The 22,619-nt window shown below is 72.2% G+C and carries 19 protein-coding genes; 7 read left to right on the forward strand and 12 right to left on the reverse strand.

Annotated elements, in window-relative coordinates; genetic code table 11:
* Nucleotides 1-6 precede the first annotated feature (6 nt).
* Both ACFY0F_RS00170 and ACFY0F_RS00175 read left to right on the forward strand, forming a co-directional pair.
* Nucleotides 7-3,750: an ABC transporter ATP-binding protein gene (locus ACFY0F_RS00170; protein WP_388786549.1), complete on the forward strand. Its 3,744-nt coding sequence runs from the start codon at nucleotides 7-9 to the stop codon at nucleotides 3,748-3,750.
* A gap of 112 nt (nucleotides 3,751-3,862) precedes the next feature.
* Nucleotides 3,863-4,255 carry a hypothetical protein gene (locus tag ACFY0F_RS00175; RefSeq protein WP_388786552.1) on the forward strand — a complete coding sequence of 131 codons (393 nt, stop codon included), beginning with the start codon at nucleotides 3,863-3,865 and terminating at the stop codon, nucleotides 4,253-4,255.
* Between the two features lie 13 nt (nucleotides 4,256-4,268).
* Here the strand turns inward: ACFY0F_RS00175 and ACFY0F_RS00180 are convergent, their stop codons facing one another.
* The 3 genes from ACFY0F_RS00180 to ACFY0F_RS00190 form a co-directional block, all read right to left on the reverse strand.
* A complete protein-coding gene (locus ACFY0F_RS00180) occupies nucleotides 4,269-4,889 on the reverse strand; it encodes a hypothetical protein (protein ID WP_388786555.1) in 621 nt (206 codons plus the stop codon).
* Nucleotides 4,890-5,002: 113 nt separating this feature from the next.
* Nucleotides 5,003-6,847, reverse strand: a complete 1,845-nt coding sequence (locus tag ACFY0F_RS00185) for a glycoside hydrolase family 3 protein (RefSeq protein ID WP_388786558.1) — start codon at nucleotides 6,845-6,847, stop codon at nucleotides 5,003-5,005.
* Nucleotides 6,848-7,006: 159 nt separating this feature from the next.
* Complete coding sequence (locus ACFY0F_RS00190) at nucleotides 7,007-7,414, reverse strand: DUF3224 domain-containing protein (RefSeq protein ID WP_388786560.1); 408 nt, start codon at nucleotides 7,412-7,414, stop codon at nucleotides 7,007-7,009.
* 101 nt (nucleotides 7,415-7,515) lie between these two features.
* Here ACFY0F_RS00190 and ACFY0F_RS00195 point away from each other — a divergent pair, with 101 nt between their 5' ends.
* The gene (locus ACFY0F_RS00195) at nucleotides 7,516-8,493 is read left to right on the forward strand and encodes a helix-turn-helix transcriptional regulator (protein ID WP_388786563.1); all 978 of its coding nucleotides are present in this window, start codon (nucleotides 7,516-7,518) and stop codon (nucleotides 8,491-8,493) included.
* Between the two features lie 58 nt (nucleotides 8,494-8,551).
* Nucleotides 8,552-8,986 carry a pantetheine-phosphate adenylyltransferase gene (coaD, locus tag ACFY0F_RS00200; protein WP_388786565.1) on the forward strand — a complete coding sequence of 145 codons (435 nt, stop codon included), beginning with the start codon at nucleotides 8,552-8,554 and terminating at the stop codon, nucleotides 8,984-8,986.
* A 50-nt stretch (nucleotides 8,987-9,036) separates the two neighbouring features.
* Here coaD and ACFY0F_RS00205 read toward each other — a convergent pair whose 3' ends face one another.
* The 4 genes from ACFY0F_RS00205 to ACFY0F_RS00220 form a co-directional block, all read right to left on the reverse strand.
* Nucleotides 9,037-10,254, reverse strand: coding sequence for an MFS transporter (locus ACFY0F_RS00205; protein ID WP_388786568.1), 1,218 nt, complete (start codon nucleotides 10,252-10,254; stop codon nucleotides 9,037-9,039).
* Nucleotides 10,255-10,351: 97 nt separating this feature from the next.
* Entirely contained in the window at nucleotides 10,352-11,152 is an 801-nt protein-coding gene (locus ACFY0F_RS00210) for a sugar phosphate isomerase/epimerase family protein (RefSeq protein ID WP_388786572.1), read from the reverse strand.
* Nucleotides 11,153-11,229: 77 nt separating this feature from the next.
* Nucleotides 11,230-11,823 carry a dihydrofolate reductase family protein gene (locus tag ACFY0F_RS00215; protein WP_388786575.1) on the reverse strand — a complete coding sequence of 198 codons (594 nt, stop codon included), beginning with the start codon at nucleotides 11,821-11,823 and terminating at the stop codon, nucleotides 11,230-11,232.
* 219 nt (nucleotides 11,824-12,042) lie between these two features.
* Nucleotides 12,043-13,089, reverse strand: coding sequence for a LacI family DNA-binding transcriptional regulator (locus ACFY0F_RS00220; RefSeq protein WP_388786578.1), 1,047 nt, complete (start codon nucleotides 13,087-13,089; stop codon nucleotides 12,043-12,045).
* Between the two features lie 247 nt (nucleotides 13,090-13,336).
* Between ACFY0F_RS00220 and ACFY0F_RS00225 the strand changes: the two genes are divergently transcribed.
* From ACFY0F_RS00225 to ACFY0F_RS00235, 3 genes are read left to right on the forward strand one after another with little or no spacing between them, the layout of a single operon-like run.
* Nucleotides 13,337-14,488: a Gfo/Idh/MocA family protein gene (locus ACFY0F_RS00225; protein WP_388786581.1), complete on the forward strand. Its 1,152-nt coding sequence runs from the start codon at nucleotides 13,337-13,339 to the stop codon at nucleotides 14,486-14,488.
* The gene (locus tag ACFY0F_RS00230; RefSeq protein ID WP_388786583.1) at nucleotides 14,485-15,636 is read left to right on the forward strand and encodes a dihydrodipicolinate synthase family protein; all 1,152 of its coding nucleotides are present in this window, start codon (nucleotides 14,485-14,487) and stop codon (nucleotides 15,634-15,636) included. The genes ACFY0F_RS00225 and ACFY0F_RS00230 overlap by 4 nt, the downstream gene beginning before the upstream one ends.
* Before the next feature lie 38 nt (nucleotides 15,637-15,674).
* Entirely contained in the window at nucleotides 15,675-16,487 is an 813-nt protein-coding gene (locus ACFY0F_RS00235; RefSeq protein ID WP_388789095.1) for a sugar phosphate isomerase/epimerase family protein, read from the forward strand.
* A 178-nt stretch (nucleotides 16,488-16,665) separates the two neighbouring features.
* Here ACFY0F_RS00235 and rbsD read toward each other — a convergent pair whose 3' ends face one another.
* The 5 genes from rbsD to ACFY0F_RS00260 form a co-directional block, all read right to left on the reverse strand.
* Entirely contained in the window at nucleotides 16,666-17,055 is a 390-nt protein-coding gene (gene rbsD / locus ACFY0F_RS00240) for a D-ribose pyranase (RefSeq protein ID WP_388786586.1), read from the reverse strand.
* Complete coding sequence (locus ACFY0F_RS00245; RefSeq protein WP_388786589.1) at nucleotides 17,052-17,954, reverse strand: ribokinase; 903 nt, start codon at nucleotides 17,952-17,954, stop codon at nucleotides 17,052-17,054. Before ACFY0F_RS00245 ends, rbsD begins: the two co-directional genes overlap by 4 nt.
* Nucleotides 17,955-18,019: 65 nt before the next feature.
* Nucleotides 18,020-19,969, reverse strand: a complete 1,950-nt coding sequence (locus tag ACFY0F_RS00250) for a substrate-binding domain-containing protein (RefSeq protein ID WP_388786592.1) — start codon at nucleotides 19,967-19,969, stop codon at nucleotides 18,020-18,022.
* Nucleotides 19,959-21,497, reverse strand: coding sequence for a sugar ABC transporter ATP-binding protein (locus tag ACFY0F_RS00255; protein WP_388786596.1), 1,539 nt, complete (start codon nucleotides 21,495-21,497; stop codon nucleotides 19,959-19,961). Before ACFY0F_RS00255 ends, ACFY0F_RS00250 begins: the two co-directional genes overlap by 11 nt.
* Nucleotides 21,494-22,531 carry a LacI family DNA-binding transcriptional regulator gene (locus ACFY0F_RS00260; protein WP_388789097.1) on the reverse strand — a complete coding sequence of 346 codons (1,038 nt, stop codon included), beginning with the start codon at nucleotides 22,529-22,531 and terminating at the stop codon, nucleotides 21,494-21,496. The genes ACFY0F_RS00255 and ACFY0F_RS00260 overlap by 4 nt, the downstream gene beginning before the upstream one ends.
* Nucleotides 22,532-22,619 lie beyond the last annotated feature (88 nt).

Below are 22,619 nucleotides of genomic sequence, written 5' to 3' on the forward strand. Positions count from 1 at the left end.
CACCGCGTGACACCGCAACGGGGATGGGCACGACGACTGGCCGGATACGCGTGGCGCTATCCGAAGGACGTCGTCCTGGCCCTCGGCGCCTCGCTCGCCGGCATGGCCGTCATGGCGCTCGTCCCGCTGATCACCAAGGTGATCATCGACGACGTGATCGGCGACCACAGCCGGGACATGGCCCCCTGGGCGGGCGCCCTCGTCGCGGCCGCACTCCTCGTCTACGCCTCGGCCTACGTCCGCCGCTACTACGGCGGCCGTCTCGCCCTCGACGTCCAGCACGACCTGCGCACCGAGATGTACGGGACGATCACCCGCCTCGACGGCCGCCGCCAGGACGAGCTGTCCACCGGGCAGGTGGTCGGCCGGGCCACCAGCGACCTCCAGCTCATCCAGGGCCTGCTCTTCATGCTGCCGATGACCATCGGCAACGTGCTGCTCTTCCTGATCTCCCTGGTCATCATGGCCTGGCTGTCACCGCCGCTGACCCTGGTCGCCCTCGCGGTCGCCCCCGCGCTGTACTGGATCGCCAAGCGCAGCCGCTCCAGGCTGCACCCCGCCACCTGGTACGCCCAGGCCCAGGCCGCCGCCGTCGCGGGCGTGGTCGACGGGGCCGTCAGCGGCGTACGCGTGGTCAAGGGCTTCGGGCAGGAGGAGCAGGAGACCGGGAAACTCCGCGAGGTCGGCCGCCGCCTCTTCGCGGGACGCCTGCGCACCATCCGGCTGAACAGCAGGTACACCCCCGCACTCCAGGCCGTGCCCGCGCTGGGCCAGGCCGCCATGCTGGCCCTCGGTGGCTGGCTGGCCGTGGGCGGCCACATCACCCTCGGCACCTTCGTCGCCTTCTCCACCTACCTCGCCCAGCTCGTCGGCCCGGTCCGCATGCTCGCCGTGGTCCTCACCGTCGGCCAGCAGGCCCGCGCCGGCACCGAACGCGTGCTGGAGCTCATCGACACCGAGCCGTCGATGAAGGACGGCACCAAGACCCTCCCCGCGGACGCCCCCGCGAGCGTCGAGTTCGACGACGTGGCGTTCGGCTACGACCACGAACACCCGGTGCTCCAGGGCCTGAGCTTCGAGATCCGCCCCGGTGAGACCCTCGCCGTCGTCGGCTCCTCCGGCTCCGGCAAGTCCACCGTCTCCCTCCTCCTGCCGCGCTTCTACGACGTCACCCACGGCGCCGTCCTGGTCGGCGGCCACGACGTCCGCGAGCTGACCCTCGACTCACTGCGGGCCGCGATCGGGCTGGTCCCCGAGGACTCCTTCCTGTTCTCCGACACCGTCCGGGCCAACATCGCCTACGGCCGCCCCGACGCCACCCAGGAGGAGATCGAGGCCGCCGCCCGCGCCGCCCAGGCGGACCGTTTCATCGCCGAGCTGCCCGAGGGCTACGACACCAAGGTCGGCGAGCACGGCCTCACCCTCTCCGGCGGCCAGCGCCAGCGCGTCGCACTCGCCCGCGCCCTGCTCACCGACCCCCGGCTGCTCGTCCTGGACGACGCCACCTCCGCCGTCGACGCCCGCGTCGAGCACGAGATCCACGAGGCGCTGAAGCAGGTCATGCGGGGCCGCACCACCCTGCTCATCGCCCACCGCCGCTCCACCCTCAACCTCGCCGACCGCATCGCCGTCCTCGACGCCGGCCGCCTCGCCGACATCGGCACCCACGAGGAACTGCAGGAACGGTCCGCCCTCTACCGCCGCCTGCTCACCGACCCCGACGAGCTCGGCGGCGTCTCCCCGGGCCACGCCCAGCCCGCCGCACCCGACGAGGACACCTCCGTCCGGGACGAACTCGACGCCGAGTTCGACGCCGAGCGCGGCGTGACCCCCCGCCTGTGGACCGGCGACCGCGAACCGAAGGACACCGCCCTCGCCGGAACCCCGGCCACCCCCGAGCTCCTCGCCCAGGTGGAGGCGCTGCCCCCGGCCACCGACACCCCGGACATCGACGAGGCGCGCGCGGTCCGCCCGGAGGACTCCTACGGCCTGCGGCGCCTGCTCCACGGCTTCGGCCGGCCCCTCCTCGTCAGCCTGCTGCTCGTCGCCGTCGACGCCGGCATGGGTCTGCTGCTGCCGATCCTGATCCGGCACGGCATCGACCAGGGCGTCACCCGGATGGCCCTCGGCGCCGTCTGGTCGGCCTCGCTGCTCGCCCTGCTCGCCGTGACCCTCCAGTGGGCCGCGCAGATCGGCGAGACCCGGATGACCGGCCGCACCGGCGAACGCGTCCTGTACTCCCTGCGCCTGAAGATCTTCGCCCAGCTCCAGCGGCTCGGCCTCGACTACTACGAGCGCGAGCTGACCGGCCGGATCATGACCCGGATGACGACGGACGTCGACGCGCTGTCGACCTTCCTGCAGACGGGCCTGGTCACCGCCTTCGTCTCGGTCGTCACCTTCTTCGGCATCATGGTCGCCCTGCTGGTGATCGACGTCCAGCTCGCGCTGGTCGTCTTCGCGACCCTGCCCCCGCTGATCATCGCCACCTACTTCTTCCGCCGGGCCAGCGTGAAGGCGTACGAACTCGCCCGCGAGCGTGTGTCGGCGGTCAACGCCGACCTCCAGGAGTCGGTGTCCGGGCTGCGGATCGTGCAGGCCTTCCGGCGCGAGCGGGACGGCGGGCGCCGGTTCGCCGAACGCAGCGACAGCTACCGGCGCGCACGCATACGCGGCCAGTGGCTGATATCCGTCTACTTCCCCTTCGTGCAGCTGCTGTCCTCGGTCGCCGCGGCCTCCGTACTGATCGCGGGCGCCGGCCGGATCGAGGCGGCCACACTGACGACGGGCGCTCTGGTCGCCTATCTGCTCTACATCGACCTGTTCTTCGCCCCCGTCCAGCAGCTCTCCCAGGTCTTCGACGGCTACCAGCAGGCGACGGTGTCGCTGGGCCGCATCCAGGAACTGCTCCAGGAACCGACGTCCACCGAGTCCGCCGGGCAGCCGCGGCGGGTGCGCTCGCTCCGGGGCGACATCGCCTTCGAGAACGTGCACTTCGCGTACGGCCAGGACCACGACTCGGCGGACGGCGCCGACGAACAGGCGCTGACCGGTATCGACCTGACGATCCCCGCCGGTCAGACGGTCGCCTTCGTCGGCGAGACCGGCGCGGGCAAGTCGACCCTGGTGAAGCTGGTCGCCCGGTTCTACGACCCCACCGCCGGCCGGGTCACGGTCGACGGCACCGACCTGCGCGCCCTGGACCTCACCTCGTACCGGCACCGCCTCGGGGTGGTTCCCCAGGAGGCGTACCTCTTCCAGGGCACCGTCCGCGACGCCATCGCCTACGGCCGCCCCGACGCCACCGACGCCGAGGTGGAGGCCGCGGCCCGCGCGGTCGGCGCCCACGACATGATCGCCACGCTCGACGGCGGCTACCTGCACGAGGTCGCCGAACGCGGCCGCAACCTCTCGGCGGGCCAGCGCCAGCTCATCGCCCTCGCCCGCGCCGAACTCGTCGACCCCGACATCCTGCTCCTCGACGAGGCCACGGCGGCCCTCGACCTGGCCACCGAGGCCCAGGTCAACCAGGCGACGGACCGGCTGACGGGCCGTCGTACGACGCTCGTCGTCGCCCACCGCCTGACCACGGCCGCCCGTGCGGACCGGGTCGTGGTGATGGACCACGGCCGCGTCGCCGAGGACGGCACCCACGAGGAACTGCTCGCCCTGGACGGCCGGTACGCCGAACTGTGGCGGACGTTCATCGGACAGGCGGAGCCGGAGGAGCCGGTGGGGGCGCCCCGCTGAGCAACCGGTCGCCGCGTGCCGCTGACGATCGTGCAACCATCCGACATATGTCGTGCGTCCGTACATCAGTACGTTCATGGCTGGTACATGACCTATGTACGGAGGAACGACAGTGGACAGTGGTGCGATACGCCGGCGCCTGGCGCTCGGCGCGGCCGTGCTGGCCGCGTCCGGGGTGTTCGGCCTCGCGGCGCCGGGCGGCGCCCAGGCGGCGGCGATGACGTCCTGCGCCGGGCGCGAGGTGAAGACCCTGCCCTTCTCCACCGGCGCCGTGCACGTCTACAAGCGCAACGGCTACGTGTGCGCGCTCACCACCCCGAAGAAGAACGGCGGCAAGCGCGCGATGTCGGTCAGCGTCCAGGCGCGCGGCAACCGTCCCGTCGTCGACAGCGGCCGCTACACCCACCACGCCGGCCCGGTGACGGTGCACGCCGGCCACCGCTGCGTGTGGATCAAGGGCTCGGTGGGCCGCGGCTCGGTGAGCTCGGGCTGGATCCTGTGCTGACCCTGCGGGGTACTCACAAGCGGCGCGCGCAGCCCACCGGATCACGCCCGCCGAGCTGGACGTACAGGGCCGTGGACGGCGGGCACTGACGGCGGGCCGGCACCGCCTTCGTGATCCTGTACCGGGGCTTCCGGGTGCCCGAGCCGTCGCACGCCGTCTCGCGCACCCGGCCGCCGCCGGAGTCGTAGACGCAGTCACCCGGGACGGTGCGGGGACCGCCCCCGTCACCGGGGTCGCCGGGGTGCGGGGGTCGCAGGTTGCGCATGCAGGCGTAGCCCTGGGGGACAGCGCCCTCCCCGCCCTTCGGCGGGGACGAGCTCCGCGCGCCGATGTGCAGGACGAAGTCGGTGGTGGGCGGGCACAGCGGGCCGTGGCTCGCGGTGCCGTCGTGGCGGGCGACGACCCGGGCCGCCGCCCGTGCACCGGAGCACGGCACCTCGGTGAAGCCGGCGGTGCCGCGGGAGCCGCACTCGCCGACCGCGAGGAACCGGGCGCCGTAGCCGGTGGCCGGGATGGCCGTACCGGCGGGTGTGCCGTGCGCGGCGGGGCCGGGCGAGCGCTGGCAGCCCGTCAGCAGGGCGAGGGGCAGCGCGAGCAGCCCGCACACCAGCCCCACAGAACGTCTCACGCGCATCCCCATTCCCTCGGACACCCCCTGCCCAGCGTGACCCGTGGGGAGGGGTCGCGTCAGACGCTTCGGAGGCTTTCCGTCCCTTGTGGGGGTTACGCCCGATGCGTGACGTACGTCTAGTACGTCAGCCCATGGCCGATGGGATACAGCACCTGCGCCGGATCGTCCGCCCGCTGCACCGGCACCGGCAGCCTTCCGCGCGGCCCGACCCGCCCGGCGACCACCCGCGCGGCGGCGCGCAGTTCGACGTCGGTCCACGAGTAGGTCGCCAGGCAGGACTTCACGGAAGGCAGTACCGCGATGTCGTAGGGGTTGCGGACGGCGATCGCCACCACCGGTCGGCCCGTGCCGACCAGCCGTTCCACCAGCGTCTGCTGGCCGCTGCCCGCCGTGACGTTGTACGTCGCCACGACGACCGCGTCCACGTTCCGCGCCGCCGTGACCGCCTTGGCGACGGTCGCTTCGGAGGGGGCGGTTCCGGTCGTCAGGGCGGTGGCGGTGAAGCCGAGTTCGGTGAGGGCGGCGGCCAGGACGCCGGTGGGCGGGCCCGTGGTCCCGGAGGGCGAGGCCGGGTCGGCGCCGACCACCAGCAGCCGGGGGTGCGTACGGCGGGAGAGCGGGAGCAGCCGGCCCTCGTTGACCAGCAGGGTGGTCGTGCGCTCGGCGATGCGGTCGGCCGCGTCCAGGTGCGGGGGGATGCCGACCGTCCGGTGCACACCGGCCGCGTCGACGTACGGCTGCTCCAGCAGCCCCAGTCTCGACTTCAGCCGCAGGATCCGCAGGATCGACTCGTCGAGCCGAGCCTCCGTCAACTCGCCCTCCTTCACCGCACGCAGCACGGCGTTCCAGGCCACGTCCAGGCTGGGCGGGTTGAGCAGTTGGTCGACACCCGCCTTCAGTGCGAGCACCGGCACCCGGTCGTCCCCGTACTTCGTACGGACGCCCTGCATGCCGAGGGAGTCGGTGACCACGACACCGTCGTAGCCGAGCTCCCCGCGCAGGATGCCGGTGAGGACGGGCCGGGAGAGGGTGGCCGGGTCGCCGGAGTCGTCGAGGGCCGGGAACTGGATGTGCGCGGTCATGACCGAGTCGATGCCCGCCTTGACCGCCGCCCGGAACGGCACCGCGTCCAGCTTCTCCCACAGCTCCCGGCTGTGGGTGATGACGGGGAACCCGAAGTGGCTGTCGACGGCGGTGTCCCCGTGCCCCGGGAAGTGCTTGGCGGTCGCCGCGACCCCGGCCGCCTGATACCCCTGCACCTCGGCCGCCACCAGCCCGGCCACGGCCTGCGGGTCCGCCCCGAAGGAGCGTACGCCGATGACCGGGTTGGCCGGATTGACGTTCACGTCCGCGTCGGGGGAGTAGTCCTGACGGATGCCCATGGCGCGCAGCTCCGCCCCGGAGATCCGGCCCAGGGTGCGGGCGTCGGTGCGGGAGCGGCCCGCCCCGATCGCCATCGCGCCGGGGAACAGGGTCGCGGGCTTGCCGACGCGGCACACGGCGCCGTGCTCCTGGTCGGTGGCGATGAGCACGGGCAGACCGCGGGGCTGCTGGAGCGACGCCCGCTGGATCCCGTTGGACAGCTCCGCGATCTGCCGCGGATCCCGGGTGTTGTGCGCCCAGGTGAAATAGATGATGCCGCCGACCCGGTACCTGGCGACCAGCTCGGCGGCCGTGGCCACGCCGATCTCCTTCAGGTTGGCGTCGATGTCCGCCTGGTCGGGGGCGGTGGCCGAGTGCCCGTACACCCGCATCACGAACAGCTGACCGACCTTCTCCTCCAGTGTCATGCCGGAGATGAGGGCGCGGAGCTGCTTGTCACCGGGCTTCTTGTCACCGGGTGCGGCGTGCGCGGCTCCGCCGACCGTCACCGTCGCGGTGACCCCCGCCGTCGCGGCGAGGACGGTACGTCTGGAGGGCCGTGCGGCGTTTCCCGTGCTTCCCGTGCCGGTCTGGTGCACGTGCACTCCTTCCGGAAAGGATCCGCTGGAGGTCCGCTGAAGGAAACTTCCGAGAACTCACCCATATCCGGGAAGTTTCTGCCAGTCAAGGGAATGCACATTAACCAGAAAGGTCCCGCCACCGGCGCAGGCGGAGAAGGGCGCGCCGATGGCGGTGCGTCAGCCCAGCTCGTAGTCGAAGGAGTACGGGAAGGGCGACTCACCGGGGCGGTACGTGAAGGTGCCCGAGCCACGCAGCCCGGCCAGCTCCCCGGTGCCCGACCCCGGCACCACCTCGAAGGAACAGACGACGGAACCGTCCTCCTCGAACGATCCGCGCTCCTCCACCGCGAAGCTCCCCTCCCGGCCGTCCAGCCGCCCGGCGAGCAGCTCCAGGCCGGTGAACGTCCCCGTCTTCTCGGTGACGTAGACGATGGCGTACTCACACGTCGTACGGGCCGCCTCGATGCCGCCGGTGAAGGCGTTGACGACCGAGGCCCGGGCGAGCTTCGGACTCGCCCCTTCCGGAGTGACCGTGCGCTCCTCCCAGTCGGCGTAGGAGATGTGACCGGCGGTGTGCGTGGACATGCGGTTCCCTTCGACGAAGCGGTCTGCGCCTGTACCGCCAGCCTGCCGCCCGTACCTGACACCTTCTGTCAGGTACGGCATCCGATCGGCAGAATGACGGCATGCGCGCCGACCGCCTCCTCTCCCTGCTCCTCCTCCTGCAGAACCGCGGCCGGATGACCGCCCCCGAACTCGCGGCGGAGCTGGAGGTGTCGGTGCGTACCGTCTACCGGGACATCGAGGCACTGGGCGCCTCGGGCGTACCCGTGTGCGCCGACCGGGGCCCCGCCGGCGGCTACCGCCTGATGGACGGCTACCGCACCCGGCTGACCGGCCTCACCGACGCCGAGGCGGACGCCCTCTTCCTCGCCGGAGCGCCGGGCCCCGCTCGGGACCTGGGCCTGGGCGCCGTCCTGGCCACCGCCCAGCTGAAACTGCGGGCAGCCCTCCCGGCCGAGCTCGCCGACCGCACCCGCCGCATCCAGGAGCGCTTCCACCTCGACACCCCCGCCTGGTTCCGGGACGCCGACCCGGTGCCGTGTCTCGAACCGGTCGCGCGAGCGGTGTGGGAACAACGGGTGCTGCGCACGCACTACCGGCGCTGGCGCGGCGAGGTGCACCGGGAGCTACGCCCACTGGGCCTGGTCCTCAAGGGCGGCAACTGGTACCTGCTGGCGCTCGCCGACGGCACCGTACGCACGTACCGCATGTCCCGCTTCGTGACCGTGGACCTCACGGAGGACACCTTCGAACGCCCCGTCGGCTTCGACCTGGCCGCCCACTGGGCGGAGTCCTCCCGCCACCTGGAGCAGGCGCTCCACCAGGACACCGCCCGCCTGCGCATCTCCCCCCGGGCCCAGCGCCTGCTCCCGATGCAGTTCGGCACGCCCGGCAGACAAGCCCTGGACGGCGCCGGTCCACCGGACGACAAGGGCTGGGTCGAGGTGGAGATGCCGGTGGAGTCCCAGCCCGTCGCGGTCACCGACCTGCTCCGACTGGGCCCGGAGGCGGAGGTACTCGGCCCGGCCGAGCTGCGGCAGGCGGTCACCGAGGCCGTAGCCGCACTGGCGAGCCGCTACGGACTGGGCGGAGGCGGCTGACGACGACGTGCCCTGGCAACACCCTTCCGGGGATGGCCACTTGTTACTCTCCCCGGTCATGCGAGCCCTCTTTCCAGGATCCTTCGACCCGGTCACGCAAGGGCACCAGGACGTAGTCCGGCGCGCTGCCCGCCTGTTCGACGAGGTCGTCGTGTGCGTGATGTTCAATGCGAACAAGACCGGCCGCTTGCCCGTCGCGGAACGGCTGGACAGGCTCCGCGCGGCAGCGACCGACCTGAGCAACGTCACGGTCGACTCCCACACCGGCGGCCTGCTGGTCGACTACTGCCGCCGAGCCGCAATCGACGTCGTCGTCCGCGGGGTCCGTGGCGTTCGCGACCTGGACTACGAAATGCCGATGGCCCGTATGAACCACGAACTGGCCGGAGTCGAAACGTTCTTCATCGCCGCCGATCCCGCCCTGGCCCACATCTCCTCCACCCTCGTGAGCGAACTCCCTGCAGCGGGTGGGGGCGGCGGCCAGGGTTCCTGAGCCCCGTCCCGCGCGGTGAGGCCGACGTGCCGTTCAGGATGCCCGGGGGATCACGGTTCGCGCAGCTCCGGCGTGGTCGCGCCCACCGCCCCCACCGCCAGCAGGCACAGCAGACCGCCGATGATCAGGGAGGCGGTACCGGAGGTCCAGCCGGCCAGCAGGCCGCCGCGTACGTTGCCCAGGCTGGGACCGGCCTGGCCGACCATCGTCTCCGCCGCCGTGACCCGGCCCAGGAGGGCGTCCGGGGTCCGGGTCTGGACGATGGTGGAGCGGGAGAAGACGGAAACCGCGTCGCCCGCCCCCGCAACGACCAGCAGCCCCAGCCCGGCCCAAGGGTCGCTCGACATGCCGAAGACAACCAGCGCGCCGCCCCAGGTTCCGGCGCCGCACAGCATCACCAGCCCCGGCCGCGCGAGCCGGGTGACCGGCCCGGACAGGGCCGTCGCGGCGATCCCGCCGACCGCGAGGGCCGACAGGAACAGTCCCAGCGTGCGCGGGTCGTCACCGAAGCGTTCAGCGTTGACCAGGGGGAAGAGACTGACCGGGAAGGAGAGCACGGTCGCCGCCAGGTCGGTGATCAGCGCCCCGCGCACCACCCGGTGCCCGGCCAGGAAACGCAGACCGTCCAGCACGCCGTGCAGTCCAGCCCGTGACGGCTCCCCCTCGGGCGGGAGCGCCGGGAGGCCGAAGGCGCCGTAGAAGCCGACGCCGAAGCTGAGAGCGTCCAGCAGGTAGCAGACGCCGATGCCCGGCCAGCCCAGCAGCACACCGGCCACGGCCGGGCCGAGCAGCATCATCGACTGGCCGGCGACCTGGTTCAGGGCCAGTCCCGCGGCCACCTGTTCCTTGGGCAGCAGCCGCGGTACGAACACCCCCTGCGCGGGTGCGCCGAGCGCGCCGAACGCCGACTGCACGGCGACCAGGGCGAGGACGGCCGCCACGGGGACGTGGCCGGTGAAGCCCTGTACGGCCAGCAGCACCGAGCAGGCCGCCTGTCCGACGGTGGCGGTCAGGAAGATCCGCCGCCGGTCGCCCCGGTCCACCCAGGACCCGGCGAACAGGCCGAAGACGACCAGCGGGAGCGCCTGCGCCAGTCCGACCGCGCCGGTCCAGGCCGTGCTCGCGGTCATGGCCCACACCTGGTACATGACCGTCACCATGGTCATGAAGCCGCCCAGCACGGACACGGTCCGGCCGACCAGCAGCCGCCGGAAGGCGGGGGAGGTGTGCAGGGGGCGGGTGTCGAGGAGGGTCCGCGTCAGGCTCATGAGAGCGGCACGGGACGGCGCGGCGGCGGCTGCGGAATCACCGGCGGAGGCTAACCACCCGCCCGCCGCCCCTGCCACTCAATTAGCTTCCCTGCTCCTACGCCGAGTCGCTCAGCAGCCGCACCAGGTGCTCGCGGCCCGCGTCGAGCAGTCCGGGCAGCGGGGCGGCGGCCTCGTACCACCGTTTCTCGTACTCCCAGCACAGCCAGCCGTCCCAGCCGTGCCGGGAGAGCACCTCCAGGCACTCGGTGAGCGGCAGCACGCCGGCGCCGAGCGGCAGCGGGGTGGTGTCCTCGGCGGAGGCGATGTCCTTCACCTGGACGTATCCGAGGTGCGGGGAGAGCGCCGCGAACGTCTCGCTCGGCTGCTCGCCGCCCAGCCAGGTGTGCATCACGTCCCACAGCGCGCCGACGTGGCGGTGGCCCACGGGGCCGAGGATGCGGATCGCGTCGGCTCCGGTGCGGTGGGAGTCGTGGGTCTCCAGCAGGATCCGGACGCCGAGGGCGGCGGCGTCCTCGGCGGCCGTGCCCAGCCGCCGGGCGGCCGTGGCGTCGGCGTCGGCCCGGGACTGGCCGGGTTCGGCTCCCGGGAAGACACGTACGAAGGGGGCGCCGAGGTCGTGGGCGAGGTCGAGGAGCTGCCGGATTTCGCCGAGTACGGGTTCGTCCGGGCCTGGCGCGGCGACGCGTGCGTACCCGGCGAGCCCGAGCAGCCGGATCCCGGACGCCTTGAACGCGGCGGCGACGTCGGCCCGTTCGGCGGGGCCGAGGCCCGGGTGCACCGGTTCCTCCGGGTGGGCGCGCAGCTCGACGCCGTGGTAGCCGTGTTCGGCCGCGAGGGCCAGTACCTCCGGCACGGGCAGGCCTGGGACACCGAGGGTGGAGAACGCCAGCTTCATGGGGCGGACACTACCCGGGACCGCGCGTCACTCACCTGATTCGCGCGGATCAAGCCCCTCGGCCCTCCCCGCGCCCCCTATTCGGCGACGGGCCGGTACACGTTCACCAGCGCGCCCGTCTTCGCGGTGGTCGTCGACACCAGCTCCAGCGTCCGCTTGCCGCCGTCGGCCGGGAAGACCGACTTGCCGCCGCCGAGGATCACCGGCATGACGACGAGCTGCAGCTCGTCGACCAGCCCTTCCGCGAGCAGGGCCCGGACCAGGGTCGGGCTGCCCATCACGGCCAGGTCGCCACCGTCGGCCGCACGCAGCTCACGGACCCGGTTGAGGACCTCGGCGACGGGGATCCGGACCGTGTTGTCCCAGGCCAGCTCTTCGTCCCCGAGGGTGTCCGAGACGACGTACTTCCGGATCGAGTTCATCCGGTCGGCGAAGGGGTCCCCGGCCCGCTCCGGCCAGGCCGCCGCCATCGACTGCCACGTGCGCCGCCCGAACAGCAGCGCCTCCGCCTTCTCCAGCCCCGCGGCGAAGGCCCCGCCGACCACCTCGGGATCGAAGAACGGATGCGACCAGCCCCCGTGCGCGAACCCCCCGTCGGTGTCCTCCTCGGCCCCACCGGGCGCCTGCACGACGCCGTCCAGGCTCATGAACTCGGTGACTGTGACACGCATGGGGACCACTCCTAGTCGGCTGTGTTCGTGTGTGCTCAAGCCCTCCCGGGCGGTTACAGCGGGACAGACCCCGGCGGCGACGGAAAATCATCGCGGTTCCCGGACCTTCTTGACGCCGCTCCGCACTACTCAGCCCGTCTGGGGGCGCAGCCCCCAGGCGGCAGGGGCTTACCCCCGTGCCGGGTGCTGTATCCAGCCACGGCTCCTCCTCCCGCCGCCTCAGTCCCGCGGCACCCCGGAAGACCCCCGCACCATGAGCTCCCCCCGGACCGTCGCGATCCCCCCGGGCGGCGGGTCCTCGCGTCCCATGGCGATGCGGCCGGCCCGGGCCCCGGCCTCCGCGAGGGGCAGTCGTACCGTCGTGAGGGAGGGCACCGCGTCGATGCTGAACGGCAGGTCGTCGAAGCCGGCGACCGACACGTCCTGCGGGATGCGCAGTCCGGAGTCGCGCAGGGCGGCGCAGGCGCCGAGGGCGACGGAGTCGTTGGCGGCGACGACGGCGGTGAGGGAGGGGTCCCGGCGGAGCAGTTCCAGGGTGGCCTCGTAGCCGGAGCGCCGGTCGTAGCGGCCGTGCACCGTCCAGCGTTCCTCCTCCTCGATGCCGGCGGCGGCGAGCGCGTCGCGGTGGCCTTCGAGCCGGTGCCGGGTGGTGGTCCGCTCCTCGGGGCCGGCGATGTAGCCGAGCCGCCGGTGGCCGAGGCCGATGAGGTGTTCGGTGAGCTGCCGGGCGCCACCGCGGTTGTCGAAGGCGAGCGCGATGGCCTGGGTGTCGGGGGCCGGCGGCCGCCCGCACAGCACCACCCGGGTTCCGGCTTCCGTGAGCTTGCGCAGTTTCGCGGCCACCGCCGCCGCGTGCGGCGCCTCCTCGACCGCGCCGCCGGTGAGCACCACGGCCGCGGCCCGCTGCCGCTGCAGCAGCGTCAGATAGGTCAGTTCGCGTTCCGGTGAGCCGCCGGTGTTGCAGACGACGGCCAGTCTTTCCCCGCCGGCCCGTCCGCCGGGCCCGCCGATCTCGCCCTGGATGGCGCCGGCCATGATGCCGAAGAAGGGGTCGGCGATGTCGTTGACGAGGATGCCCACGAGGTCGGAGGTGGCTGCCGCCAGTGCGCTCGCCGGGCCGTTGAGGACGTAGTCCAGCTCGTCCACGGCCCGCAGGACCCGTTCCTTGGTGGAGGCGGCGACAGGGTAGTTGCCGTTCAGCACGCGCGACACCGTCGCGGGCGAGACCTGGGCGCGGGCCGCCACGTCCGCCAGGGTCACCGTCATCTCGTAGTCCTCCGGTCGCGCATGTCGTCGTACGTCTCGTACGTCCTCGTAGACAGGCCAGTCACTGCCACGGTTCCGTGCGGTGTCGAGCTGACCCTAAGGCCAACCACCCCTACTGTTCGACCCCTCGAACAATTCCGCTTGGACCAGGCCTTGTCCGGAGCACCGGTCAGAGGCTAGCTTCTCATGGTATAGAAAGCGCTTGCTGTATGACTTATGGTCGCAATGCTGATGAATGGGGACTGACGTGACACGCAAGACGGTGCGTATCGCCATGAACGGCGTCACCGGGCGCATGGGCTACCGACAGCACCTCGTCCGGTCGATCCTGGCCCTGCGCGAGCAGGGTGGCCTCGACCTCGGCGACGGCACCGTGCTGTGGCCGGAACCGGTCCTGGTCGGCCGCCGCGAACACGCCCTGCGGGAGATCGCGGACCGCCACGGTCTCGAGCACATCGCCACGGACGTGGACGCGGTGCTCGCCGACCGGGAGGTCGACATCTACTTCGACTCCCAGGTCACCTCCGCCCGCGAGGAGTCGATCAAGAAGGCGATCGCCGCGGGCAAGCACGTCTACACCGAGAAGCCCACCGCCACCGGCCTCGACGGCGCCCTCGAACTCGCCCGGCTCGCGCACGCCGCCGGCATCAAGCACGGCGTCGTCCAGGACAAGATCTTCCTCCCCGGCCTGCTGAAGCTGAAGCGGCTCATCGACGGCGGCTTCTTCGGCCGGATCCTGTCCGTCCGCGGCGAGTTCGGCTACTGGGTCTTCGAGGGTGACTGGCAGCCCGCCCAGCGCCCCTCCTGGAACTACCGCACCGAGGATGGCGGCGGCATCGTCGTCGACATGTTCCCGCACTGGGAGTACGTCCTCCACGAGCTGTTCGGCCGCGTGAAGTCCGTCCAGGCCCTCGCCGCCACCCACATCCCGCAGCGCTGGGACGAGAACGGCAAGCCCTACGACGCCACCGCCGACGACGCCGCCTACGGCATCTTCGAGCTGGAGGGCGGTGCCATCGCCCAGATCAACTCCTCCTGGGCGGTCCGCGTCAACCGCGACGAGCTGGTGGAGTTCCAGGTGGACGGTACGGAGGGCTCGGCGGTCGCCGGCCTGCGCAACTGCCGCGCCCAGCACCGCAGCGCCACCCCCAAGCCGGTCTGGAACCCGGACATCCCCGTCACCGAGGTCTTCCGCGACCAGTGGCAGGAGGTCCCGGACAACGCCGAGTTCGACAACGGCTTCAAGGCCCAGTGGGAGCTGTTCCTCAAGCACGTCTACGCCGACGCCCCCTACCACTGGGACCTCCTCGCCGGCGCCCGTGGCGTCCAGCTCGCCGAGCTGGGCCTGAAGTCGTCCGCCGAGGGCCGCCGTATCGACGTACCGGAGATCGCGCTGTGACCATCCGACTGCCCGACGCGCACGGCGCACTGCGGACCTACGAACCCCGCACCGAGCCGCTCGCCGCCACCCCCGGCACCCCCCTCACCTCCCGTACGGTCTTCTCGGCGGCGCACGTCGTCGCCGACCCGTACGCCGACGTGTCCCCCGACTCGCCCGCCGCCGTCGACTGGGACGCCACCCTCGCCTTCCGCCGCCACCTGTGGTCCCACGGGCTCGGCGTCGCCGAGGCGATGGACACCGCCCAGCGCGGCATGGGCCTGGACTGGGCGGGCGCCGCCGAGCTGATCCGCCGGTCCGCCGCGGAGGCCCGCAGCGTGGGCGGCCGGATCGCCTGCGGGGTCGGCACCGACCAGATCACCGGCGGGTCTCTCGTGGAGATCCGCGCGGCGTACGAGGAACAGCTCGCGCTCGTCGAGGAGTCCGGCGCCCAGGCGATCCTGATGGCCTCCAGGGCCCTCGCGGCCGCCGCCCGGGGCCCCGAGGACTACCTGGAGGTCTACGGCCACCTCCTGCGCCAGTCCGCCGAACCGGTGATCCTGCACTGGCTCGGCCCGATGTTCGACCCGGCCCTGGAGGGCTACTGGGGCTCCACCGGCCTGGACGCGGCCACCGACACCTTCCTCGAGGTCATCGCCGCCCACCCCGACAAGGTCGACGGCATCAAGATCTCGCTCCTGGACGCCCAGCGCGAGATCGACGTGCGCCGCCGCCTCCCGCAGGGCGTGCGCTGCTACACCGGCGACGACTTCAACTACCCCGAGCTGATCGCGGGCGACGAGCGGGGCTTCAGCCACGCCCTGCTCGGCATCTTCGACCCGCTGGGCCCGCTCGCGGCCGAGGCGGTACGGGTCCTGGACACGGGGGACACAGCCGGATTCCGCGCCCTCCTCGACCCCACGGTGGAGCTGTCCCGCCACCTCTTCCAGACCCCCACCCGCTTCTACAAGACGGGCGTGGTCTTCCTGGCCTGGCTCGCGGGCCACCAGGCACACTTCACGATGGTCGGCGGCCTGCAGTCCGCCCGCTCCCTCCCGCACTTCGCCCGCGCCTACGAACTCGCCGACGGGCTGGGCCTGTTCCCCGACCCCAAGCTGGCCGAGGAACGGATGAAGTCCCTGCTCGCCGTGTACGGGGTGCCCCAGTGACCGCTGCTCTCGAACGCGAACGCTTCTCCATCAACCAGATGACGGTGAAGCAGCTCTCGATGCCCGAACTCGTCGACGCCTGCCGCGACCTGGGCGTCACCAACGTCGGCCTGTGGCGCGAGCCGGTGCAGAGTCACGGCCTGGAGGCGACCGCGAAACTCGTCCGCGACGCGGGCCTCACCGTCACGACCCTGTGCCGCGGCGGCTTCCTCACGGCCATCGACCCGGCGGCACGCGCGGCGGCCCTGGCCGACAACCGCCGTGCCGTCGACGAGGCCGCCACCCTCGGCACCGAAGTGCTGGTCCTGGTCTCCGGCGGCCTGCCCGCCGGCTCGAAGGACCTGCACGGCGCCCGCGAACGCATCGCCGACGCCCTCGCCGAACTCGGGCCCTACGCCGAGGAACACGGGGTGAAGCTGGCCATCGAGCCCCTCCACCCCATGTACGCCGCGGACCGCTGCGTCGTCTCCACCCTCACCCAGGCCCTCGACCTCGCCGAGCGCTTCCCCGCCCACCAGGTCGGCGTCACCGTCGACACGTACCACATCTGGTGGGACGACCAGGCCCCCGCCCAGATCGCCCGCGCCGGAGCGAGTGGCCGCATCCACACCTTCCAGCTCGCCGACTGGACCACCCCCCTGCCCGAGGGCGTGCTCAACGGGCGCGGCCAGATCGGCGACGGCGCGATCGACATGCGCGAGTGGAAGGGCTACGTCGAGGCGGCCGGCTACACCGGTCCCATCGAGGTGGAACTCTTCAACGACGCGCTGTGGGCACGGGACGGCCGAGAGGTGCTCGCCGAGACGGCGGCGCGGTTCGCGGAACACGTGGGCGAACAGGCGGGCGAATAAAAAATTCCGGAATCCCGTGCAACCCTTCCCGCACCCGGTGGGTCGTACGTGGCATCAGGGCTTCTGAAGGGGGATCCGGGGGGATCACGGGGTTCTGATACGGGAGGGAAACGCCGAGGGGCCCGGTCGTCGGACCGGGCCCCTCGAAGCTTTCACCGAGCCCCTCGCAGACTTCGGGTCAGAAGAACACCCCGCACCGCAGCAGCACGTTCGCGTACGGCCGGGCCTCTCCCGTGCGTACGACCAGACGCGCCCCCGCCGACAGTTCCTTCAGCCGCTCGTGCGGCACCAGGGCGAGGCCGGGGAAGTGCCCGGCCAGCAGGGACGCCGCCGCTGGATTGGCCTCGCGCACCTCCGTCGCCGCCGTCGCGCCCTCCACCACCAGTTCGGCCAGCAGACCGTCCAGCACCTCGGCGAAGGACGGCACCCCGGCGCGGAAGGCGAGGTCGACGATGCGGGGGCCCTCGGGGATCGGCATGCCCGCGTCGCACACGAGGACGCCGTGCCCGTGGCCCAGTTCGGCCAGGGCGCCGGAGAGGTGACGGTTGAGGATGCCCGCCTTCTTCACAGGGTGTCCACCTCCGCCGCCGTCGGGAACGACTCCTGCGCGCCGCGTTTCGTGACGGCCGCCGCACCGACCCGGGCCGCGTGGGCCGCCGCCTCGGCGAGGGAGGAACCCGAGCCGAGCCGCCAGGCCAGCGCCGCCGTGAACGCGTCGCCGGCGCCCGTGGTGTCCACGGCGTCCACCTTCACCGACGGGACCCGCGTCACGCCTTCCATGGACGCGACCAGCGCGCCCTCGGCGCCCAGCGTGACGACCACCGAGCGCGGGCCCTTGGCGAGCAGGATCCCCGCCCAGTCCTCCGGACGGGCCCCCGCGGAGATGTCGCCCAGGATCACCCGCGCCTCGTGCTCGTTCACGATCAGCGGGTCGCAGGCCGCCAGCACCTCCGCCGGGAGCGGACGCGGCGGGGAGGGGTTCAGGACGAAACGGCTGCCCTCCGGCAGGTTCCGTACGACCTCCACGACCGTCTCCAGCGGGATCTCCAGCTGCGCCGACACCACCCGGGAGGCGTGCAGGAGGCAGCTCGCGGCACGCACGTCCGTCGGCGTCAGCCGGCCGTTGGCGCCCGGTGAGACGACGATGCTGTTGTCACCGGACGGATCGACGGTGATGAGCGCGACGCCCGTCGGCGCGCCGCCCACCAGCACGCCCACCGTGTCCACGCCGGCCGCCCGCTGCGAGTCGAGCAGCAGCCGGCCGTGCGCGTCGTCGCCGACCCGCGCCAGCAGGGCCGTACGGGCCCCGAGCCGGGCGGCCGCGACCGCCTGGTTGGCGCCCTTGCCGCCCGGGTGGACGGTCAGATCGCCGCCGAGCACCGTCTCACCGGCGCCCGGGCGCCGCTCGACGCCGATCACCAGGTCGGCGTTGGCCGATCCCACGACCAGGAGGTCGTAGTCGTACATGAATGGAACTCCCCTGAGAGATAACGCCCGTTCGCCTACGGGCGCCGGTCGTTCGCCTTCGCCGGTCAGCCGCTGAACCCGGCCACGTTCCCCTTCGTGACCACCTTCACCGGCACCTTCACCGTCGCCGCCACTTTCTTGGCCTGGATCGCCCGCAGCGCGTTGTCCACCGCGATCCTCCCGAGCTGGGTGGGCTGCTGGGCCACGGACGCGTACAAAGTGCCGTTCTTCACAGCGGTCAGGCCGTCCGGGGTGCCGTCGAAGCCGACGACCTGGACCGACTTGCCGGCCTTGGAACCCAGCGCCTTGACGGCGCCGAGGGCCATCTCGTCGTTGGCGGCGATGACGCCCTGGACGTCGGGGTGGGCCTGGAGCAGGTTCGACATCACGTCGAGGCCCTTGGTGCGGTCGAAGTCGGCGGGCTGCTGGGCCAGCACCCGGATGCCCGGGTAGGCCTTCAGGCCCTTGGCGAAACCTTCCGCCCGTTCCCGGGCGGCGGAGGTGCCCGCCTGGCCCTGCAGGATCACGATCCTGCCCTTGCCGCCGAGTTTCTCGGCGATCGTCTTCGCGGCGAGCTCACCGCCGGCCACGTTGTCGGAGGCCACCAGAGCGTCCACCGAGGCCTTGTTGACGCCCCGGTCCACCGCGATGACGGGGGTCTTCGCCTTGTCGGCGGCCCGCACGGACGGGCCCGCGGCGTCCGAGTCCACCGGGTTGACGATGACCGCGTCGAACTGGGAACTGGTGAAGTTCTGGAGCTGGTTGGCCTGCTGGGAGGCGTCGTTCTGAGCGTCCGTGACGGTCAGGTCCACGCCCAGCTTCTTCGCCTCGGCCTGGGCGCCCGCCCGGATCTGCACGAAGAACGGGTTGTTCAGGGTGGACAGGGACAGGCCCATCTTCGGATCGGCCGTGGCGGAGGAACCGCCGTGCAGGAACGAGGTCGCGCCCACGATCGCCACGGTGACCACCGCCGCGAGCGCGTACGTCCCCGCCTGCCTGCCCTTGCCACCGTCACCGGTGCCCGCGGCCACCGGGGTCGCCCCGGCCTTGCGGCGCAGCGTGTCGAGCAGCACCGCCAGCGCGATCACGACACCGATCACGACCTGCTGCCAGAAGGCGGAGACCGACAGCAGGTTCAGCCCGTTGCGCAGCACCGCCAGGATCAGCGCACCGATCAGCGTCCCCGACGCCTTGCCGGTACCGCCCGCCAGCGAGGCCCCGCCGATGACGACCGCGGCGATCGCGTCCAGCTCGTAGCCGTCGGCCGCCTGCGGCTGCGCGGAGGACAGCCGGGCGGCCAGCACGACACCCGCGGCGGCGGCGAACACACCGGACAGGGCGTAGATGGCCAGCTTCTGCCGCTTCACCCGCAGCCCCGACAGCCGGGCCGCCTCCTCGTTGCCGCCGATCGCGTACATGGACCGGCCGATGTACGTCCGCCCCAGCACGAACGCCGCGACGAGCCCCATGACGACCATGACCAGCACCGGCACCGGCAGCCAGCCGCCCAGCGTGTCACCGAGGTGCGAGACGGAACCGGGCAAGGCGATCGGGGAGCCCCCTGAGATGACCAGCGCCAGGCCGCGGGCCACCGACAGCACCGCGAGCGTCGCGATGAACGGCGGCAGCTTCCCGTAGGCGATCAGGAAGCCGTTGACCAGACCGGCCGCGAAACCGGTGGCGACGGCCAGCAGAACGGCTGTGAACACCGGCACGCCGTGCGCTGTCGCGCTCCACGCCAACACGGTGGCGGACAGCGCGGCCACCGAGCCGACCGACAGGTCGATGCCCGCCGAGACGATCACGAACGTGACGCCGAAGGCGAGGACGGCCGTCACGGCCGCCTGCACACCCACGTTGAGGAGGTTGTCGGTGGTCAGGAAGTCCCCGGACAGCGCCGACAGGGCGACGAGAAGGACGATCAGCGCGGTGAGCGCGCCGTTGTCGAGCAGGAGACGGCGGACCGCCGCGGCGCCACCGGCGCCCGTAGTGCTCTTGAGCGTGTCAGTGGCCACGGGGGGCCTCCAGTTCGGTGGGAGACGTGTTGTCGGTCGGGGGAGTGCTCACGGCGAGCGCCATCACGGCGTCCTGGGTGGCCTCCTCGGCGGCGAGCTCGCCCGCGATCCGGCCCTGGGCCATCACCAGCACCCGGTCGCTCATGCCGAGCACCTCGGGCAGATCGCTGGAGATCATGAGAACGGCGGCACCGGCGGCCGTCAGCTCGTTGATGAGCTGGTAGATCTCGACCTTGGCGCCGACGTCGATGCCGCGCGTCGGCTCGTCGAGGATCAGCACCCTGGTGTCGGCGAGCAGCCACTTGCCGATGACGACCTTCTGCTGGTTGCCGCCCGACAGCGTGCGCACATGCTGGCCGAGGCCCGCCATCCGCACACCCAGCTGCCCGGCGATCCGCTCGGCCGCCGTGTGCTGCGCCCTGAGGTCGACGAGCCCGGCCCGGGTCGCCGCCCGCATGGTCACCAGGCCCAGGTTCTCCTCGACGGAGGCGTCCAGCACCAGCCCCTGCCCCTTGCGGTCCTCCGGGACGAGCCCGATCCCGGCCGCCATGGCCGCGGGGACGTCGTGCCGCCTGAGTTCCGTACCGGAAACCCGCACGGCCCCCTCGTCGTACGGGTCGGCGCCGAACACCGCCCGTACGACCTCCGTACGACCGGCCCCGACGAGCCCCGCGATGCCGACGACCTCACCGGCGCGCACCTCGAAGCTCACGTCGTGGAAGACGCCGTCCCGGGTGAGCCCCTCGACGGTCAGCAACGCGGCGCCGGTGTCGGCGCGTTCACGCGGGTACTGCTGCTCGATGGACCGCCCCACCATCAGCCGTACGAGCTCGTCCTCGGGGGTGGAGGCCGGGACCTGCCCGACGGACCTGCCGTCCCGGATGACGGTGACCCGGTCGCCGAGCGCGGCGATCTCCTCCAGGTGGTGGGTGATGAAGACGACCCCGACGCCGTCCTCGCGGAGCCTGCGCACGATGGCGAAGAGCCTCTCCACCTCCTCGGAGGTGAGCACGGCGGTCGGCTCGTCCATGACGAGCACGCGCGCGTCCAGGCTGAGGGCCTTGGCGATCTCGACCATCTGCAGCCGGGCGATGCCCAGTTCGCGCACACGCGCGCGTGGGGAGACGCTGACGCCGACCCGCTCCAGGAGGACGGCCGCGTCGGCCTCCATCCGCTTCCGGTCGATCATCCCGAGCCGGCGCGGCTGCCGTCCCAGGAAGATGTTCTCGGCGACCGTCAGATCGGGGACGAGGTTGAACTCCTGGTAGATGGTGGCGATCCCGAGGCGCTCGGAGTCCTGCGCACCGTGGATGCGCACCTCCTCACCGCCGACCAGGATCCGCCCGGCGTCGGGCGTGTAGGCGCCGGAGAGCATCTTGATGAGGGTGCTCTTGCCCGCGCCGTTCTCACCGAGCAGCACATGCACCTCGCCCCGGCGCAGGTCGAAGTCGACGCCGTCCAGCGCGACCACGCCCGGGAAGGTCTTCCGTATGCCCTCGATGCGCAGCAACTCGTCCGGGTTGCTCACGTCGTGCTCCTTTGCACTGGGGAGGGGGGTTGCAGGGGAGAGGAGTTCTCGCCGCACGAGCGGCGTACGACGAGACGGGCGGGGAGGGTGACGGACGTGGGGGGACGTCCCTCGATGCGGTCGACCAGGGCCCGTACGGCGGCCCGGCCCAGCTCGCCCGTCGGCTGGGCGATCGCCGTGACCGGCGGATCGGTGTGCACGAACCACGGGATGTCGTCGAACGCGGCCAGCGCGATGTCGTCCGGCACGCGCAGCCCACGCGCGCGTACCGCGTCCAGCGCACCGAGGGCCATCAGGTTGTCGGCGGCGAAGACGACCTCGGGCGGCTCGGGCAGGTCGAGGAAGCCCTCGGTGACCCGCCGCCCGCTCTCCGCCTGGAAGTCGCCCTGGCCTGTGTAGGCGTCCGGGAGGGGGAGCCCGTACTCGGCCAGCGCGGCCCGGAAGGCGTCGACGCGCTCGCTGCCGGTGGTGGTGGCGGCCGGGCCCGCGATGATCGCCAGCCTGCGGTGCCCCAGCCCGTGCAGATGCGCGACGAGGTCCCGGATGGCCGCCTGCCCGTCGGCCCGTACGACGGGCACCTCCACGCCCGGGATCCACCGGTCCACGAAGACCATCGGCGTCCCCGCCCGCACGGCGTCCAGCATCAGCGGGGAGCCGCCGTCGGTGGGGGAGACCAGGAGACCGTCGATGCGGCGGTCGAGGAGCGTCCGTACGTGGTGGTCCTGGAGGTCCGGTCGCTCGTCGGCGTTGCCGATGATCACGCTGTAGCCGAGCGCCCGGGCCTCCTCCTCGACCGAGCGGGCCAGCTCGGTGAAGTAGGGATTCATCACATCGCTGATGACCAGGCCGAGGGTGCGGGTCTGGTCGGTGCGCAGCGAACGGGCGACGGCGTTCGGGCGGTAGCCCAGCGTCTCGACGGCGGCCCGCACGCGCGTGCGGGCGTCGGCGCTGACCGACGGGTGGTCGTTCAGCACCCGCGACACCGTCGCGACGGAGACGCCCGCCTCGGCGGCGACGTCCTTGATGCTCGCCATCGCCGGCTCCACCTCCTTGTGGAACTCGTGGAACTTCATGGAACCCATGGAATCGATTACATGTGGGTGTACGGAGGATTGGAATCGA

It is taken from the genome of Streptomyces sp. NPDC001544, assembly GCF_042894285.1.
Lineage (GTDB): Bacteria > Actinomycetota > Actinomycetes > Streptomycetales > Streptomycetaceae > Streptomyces.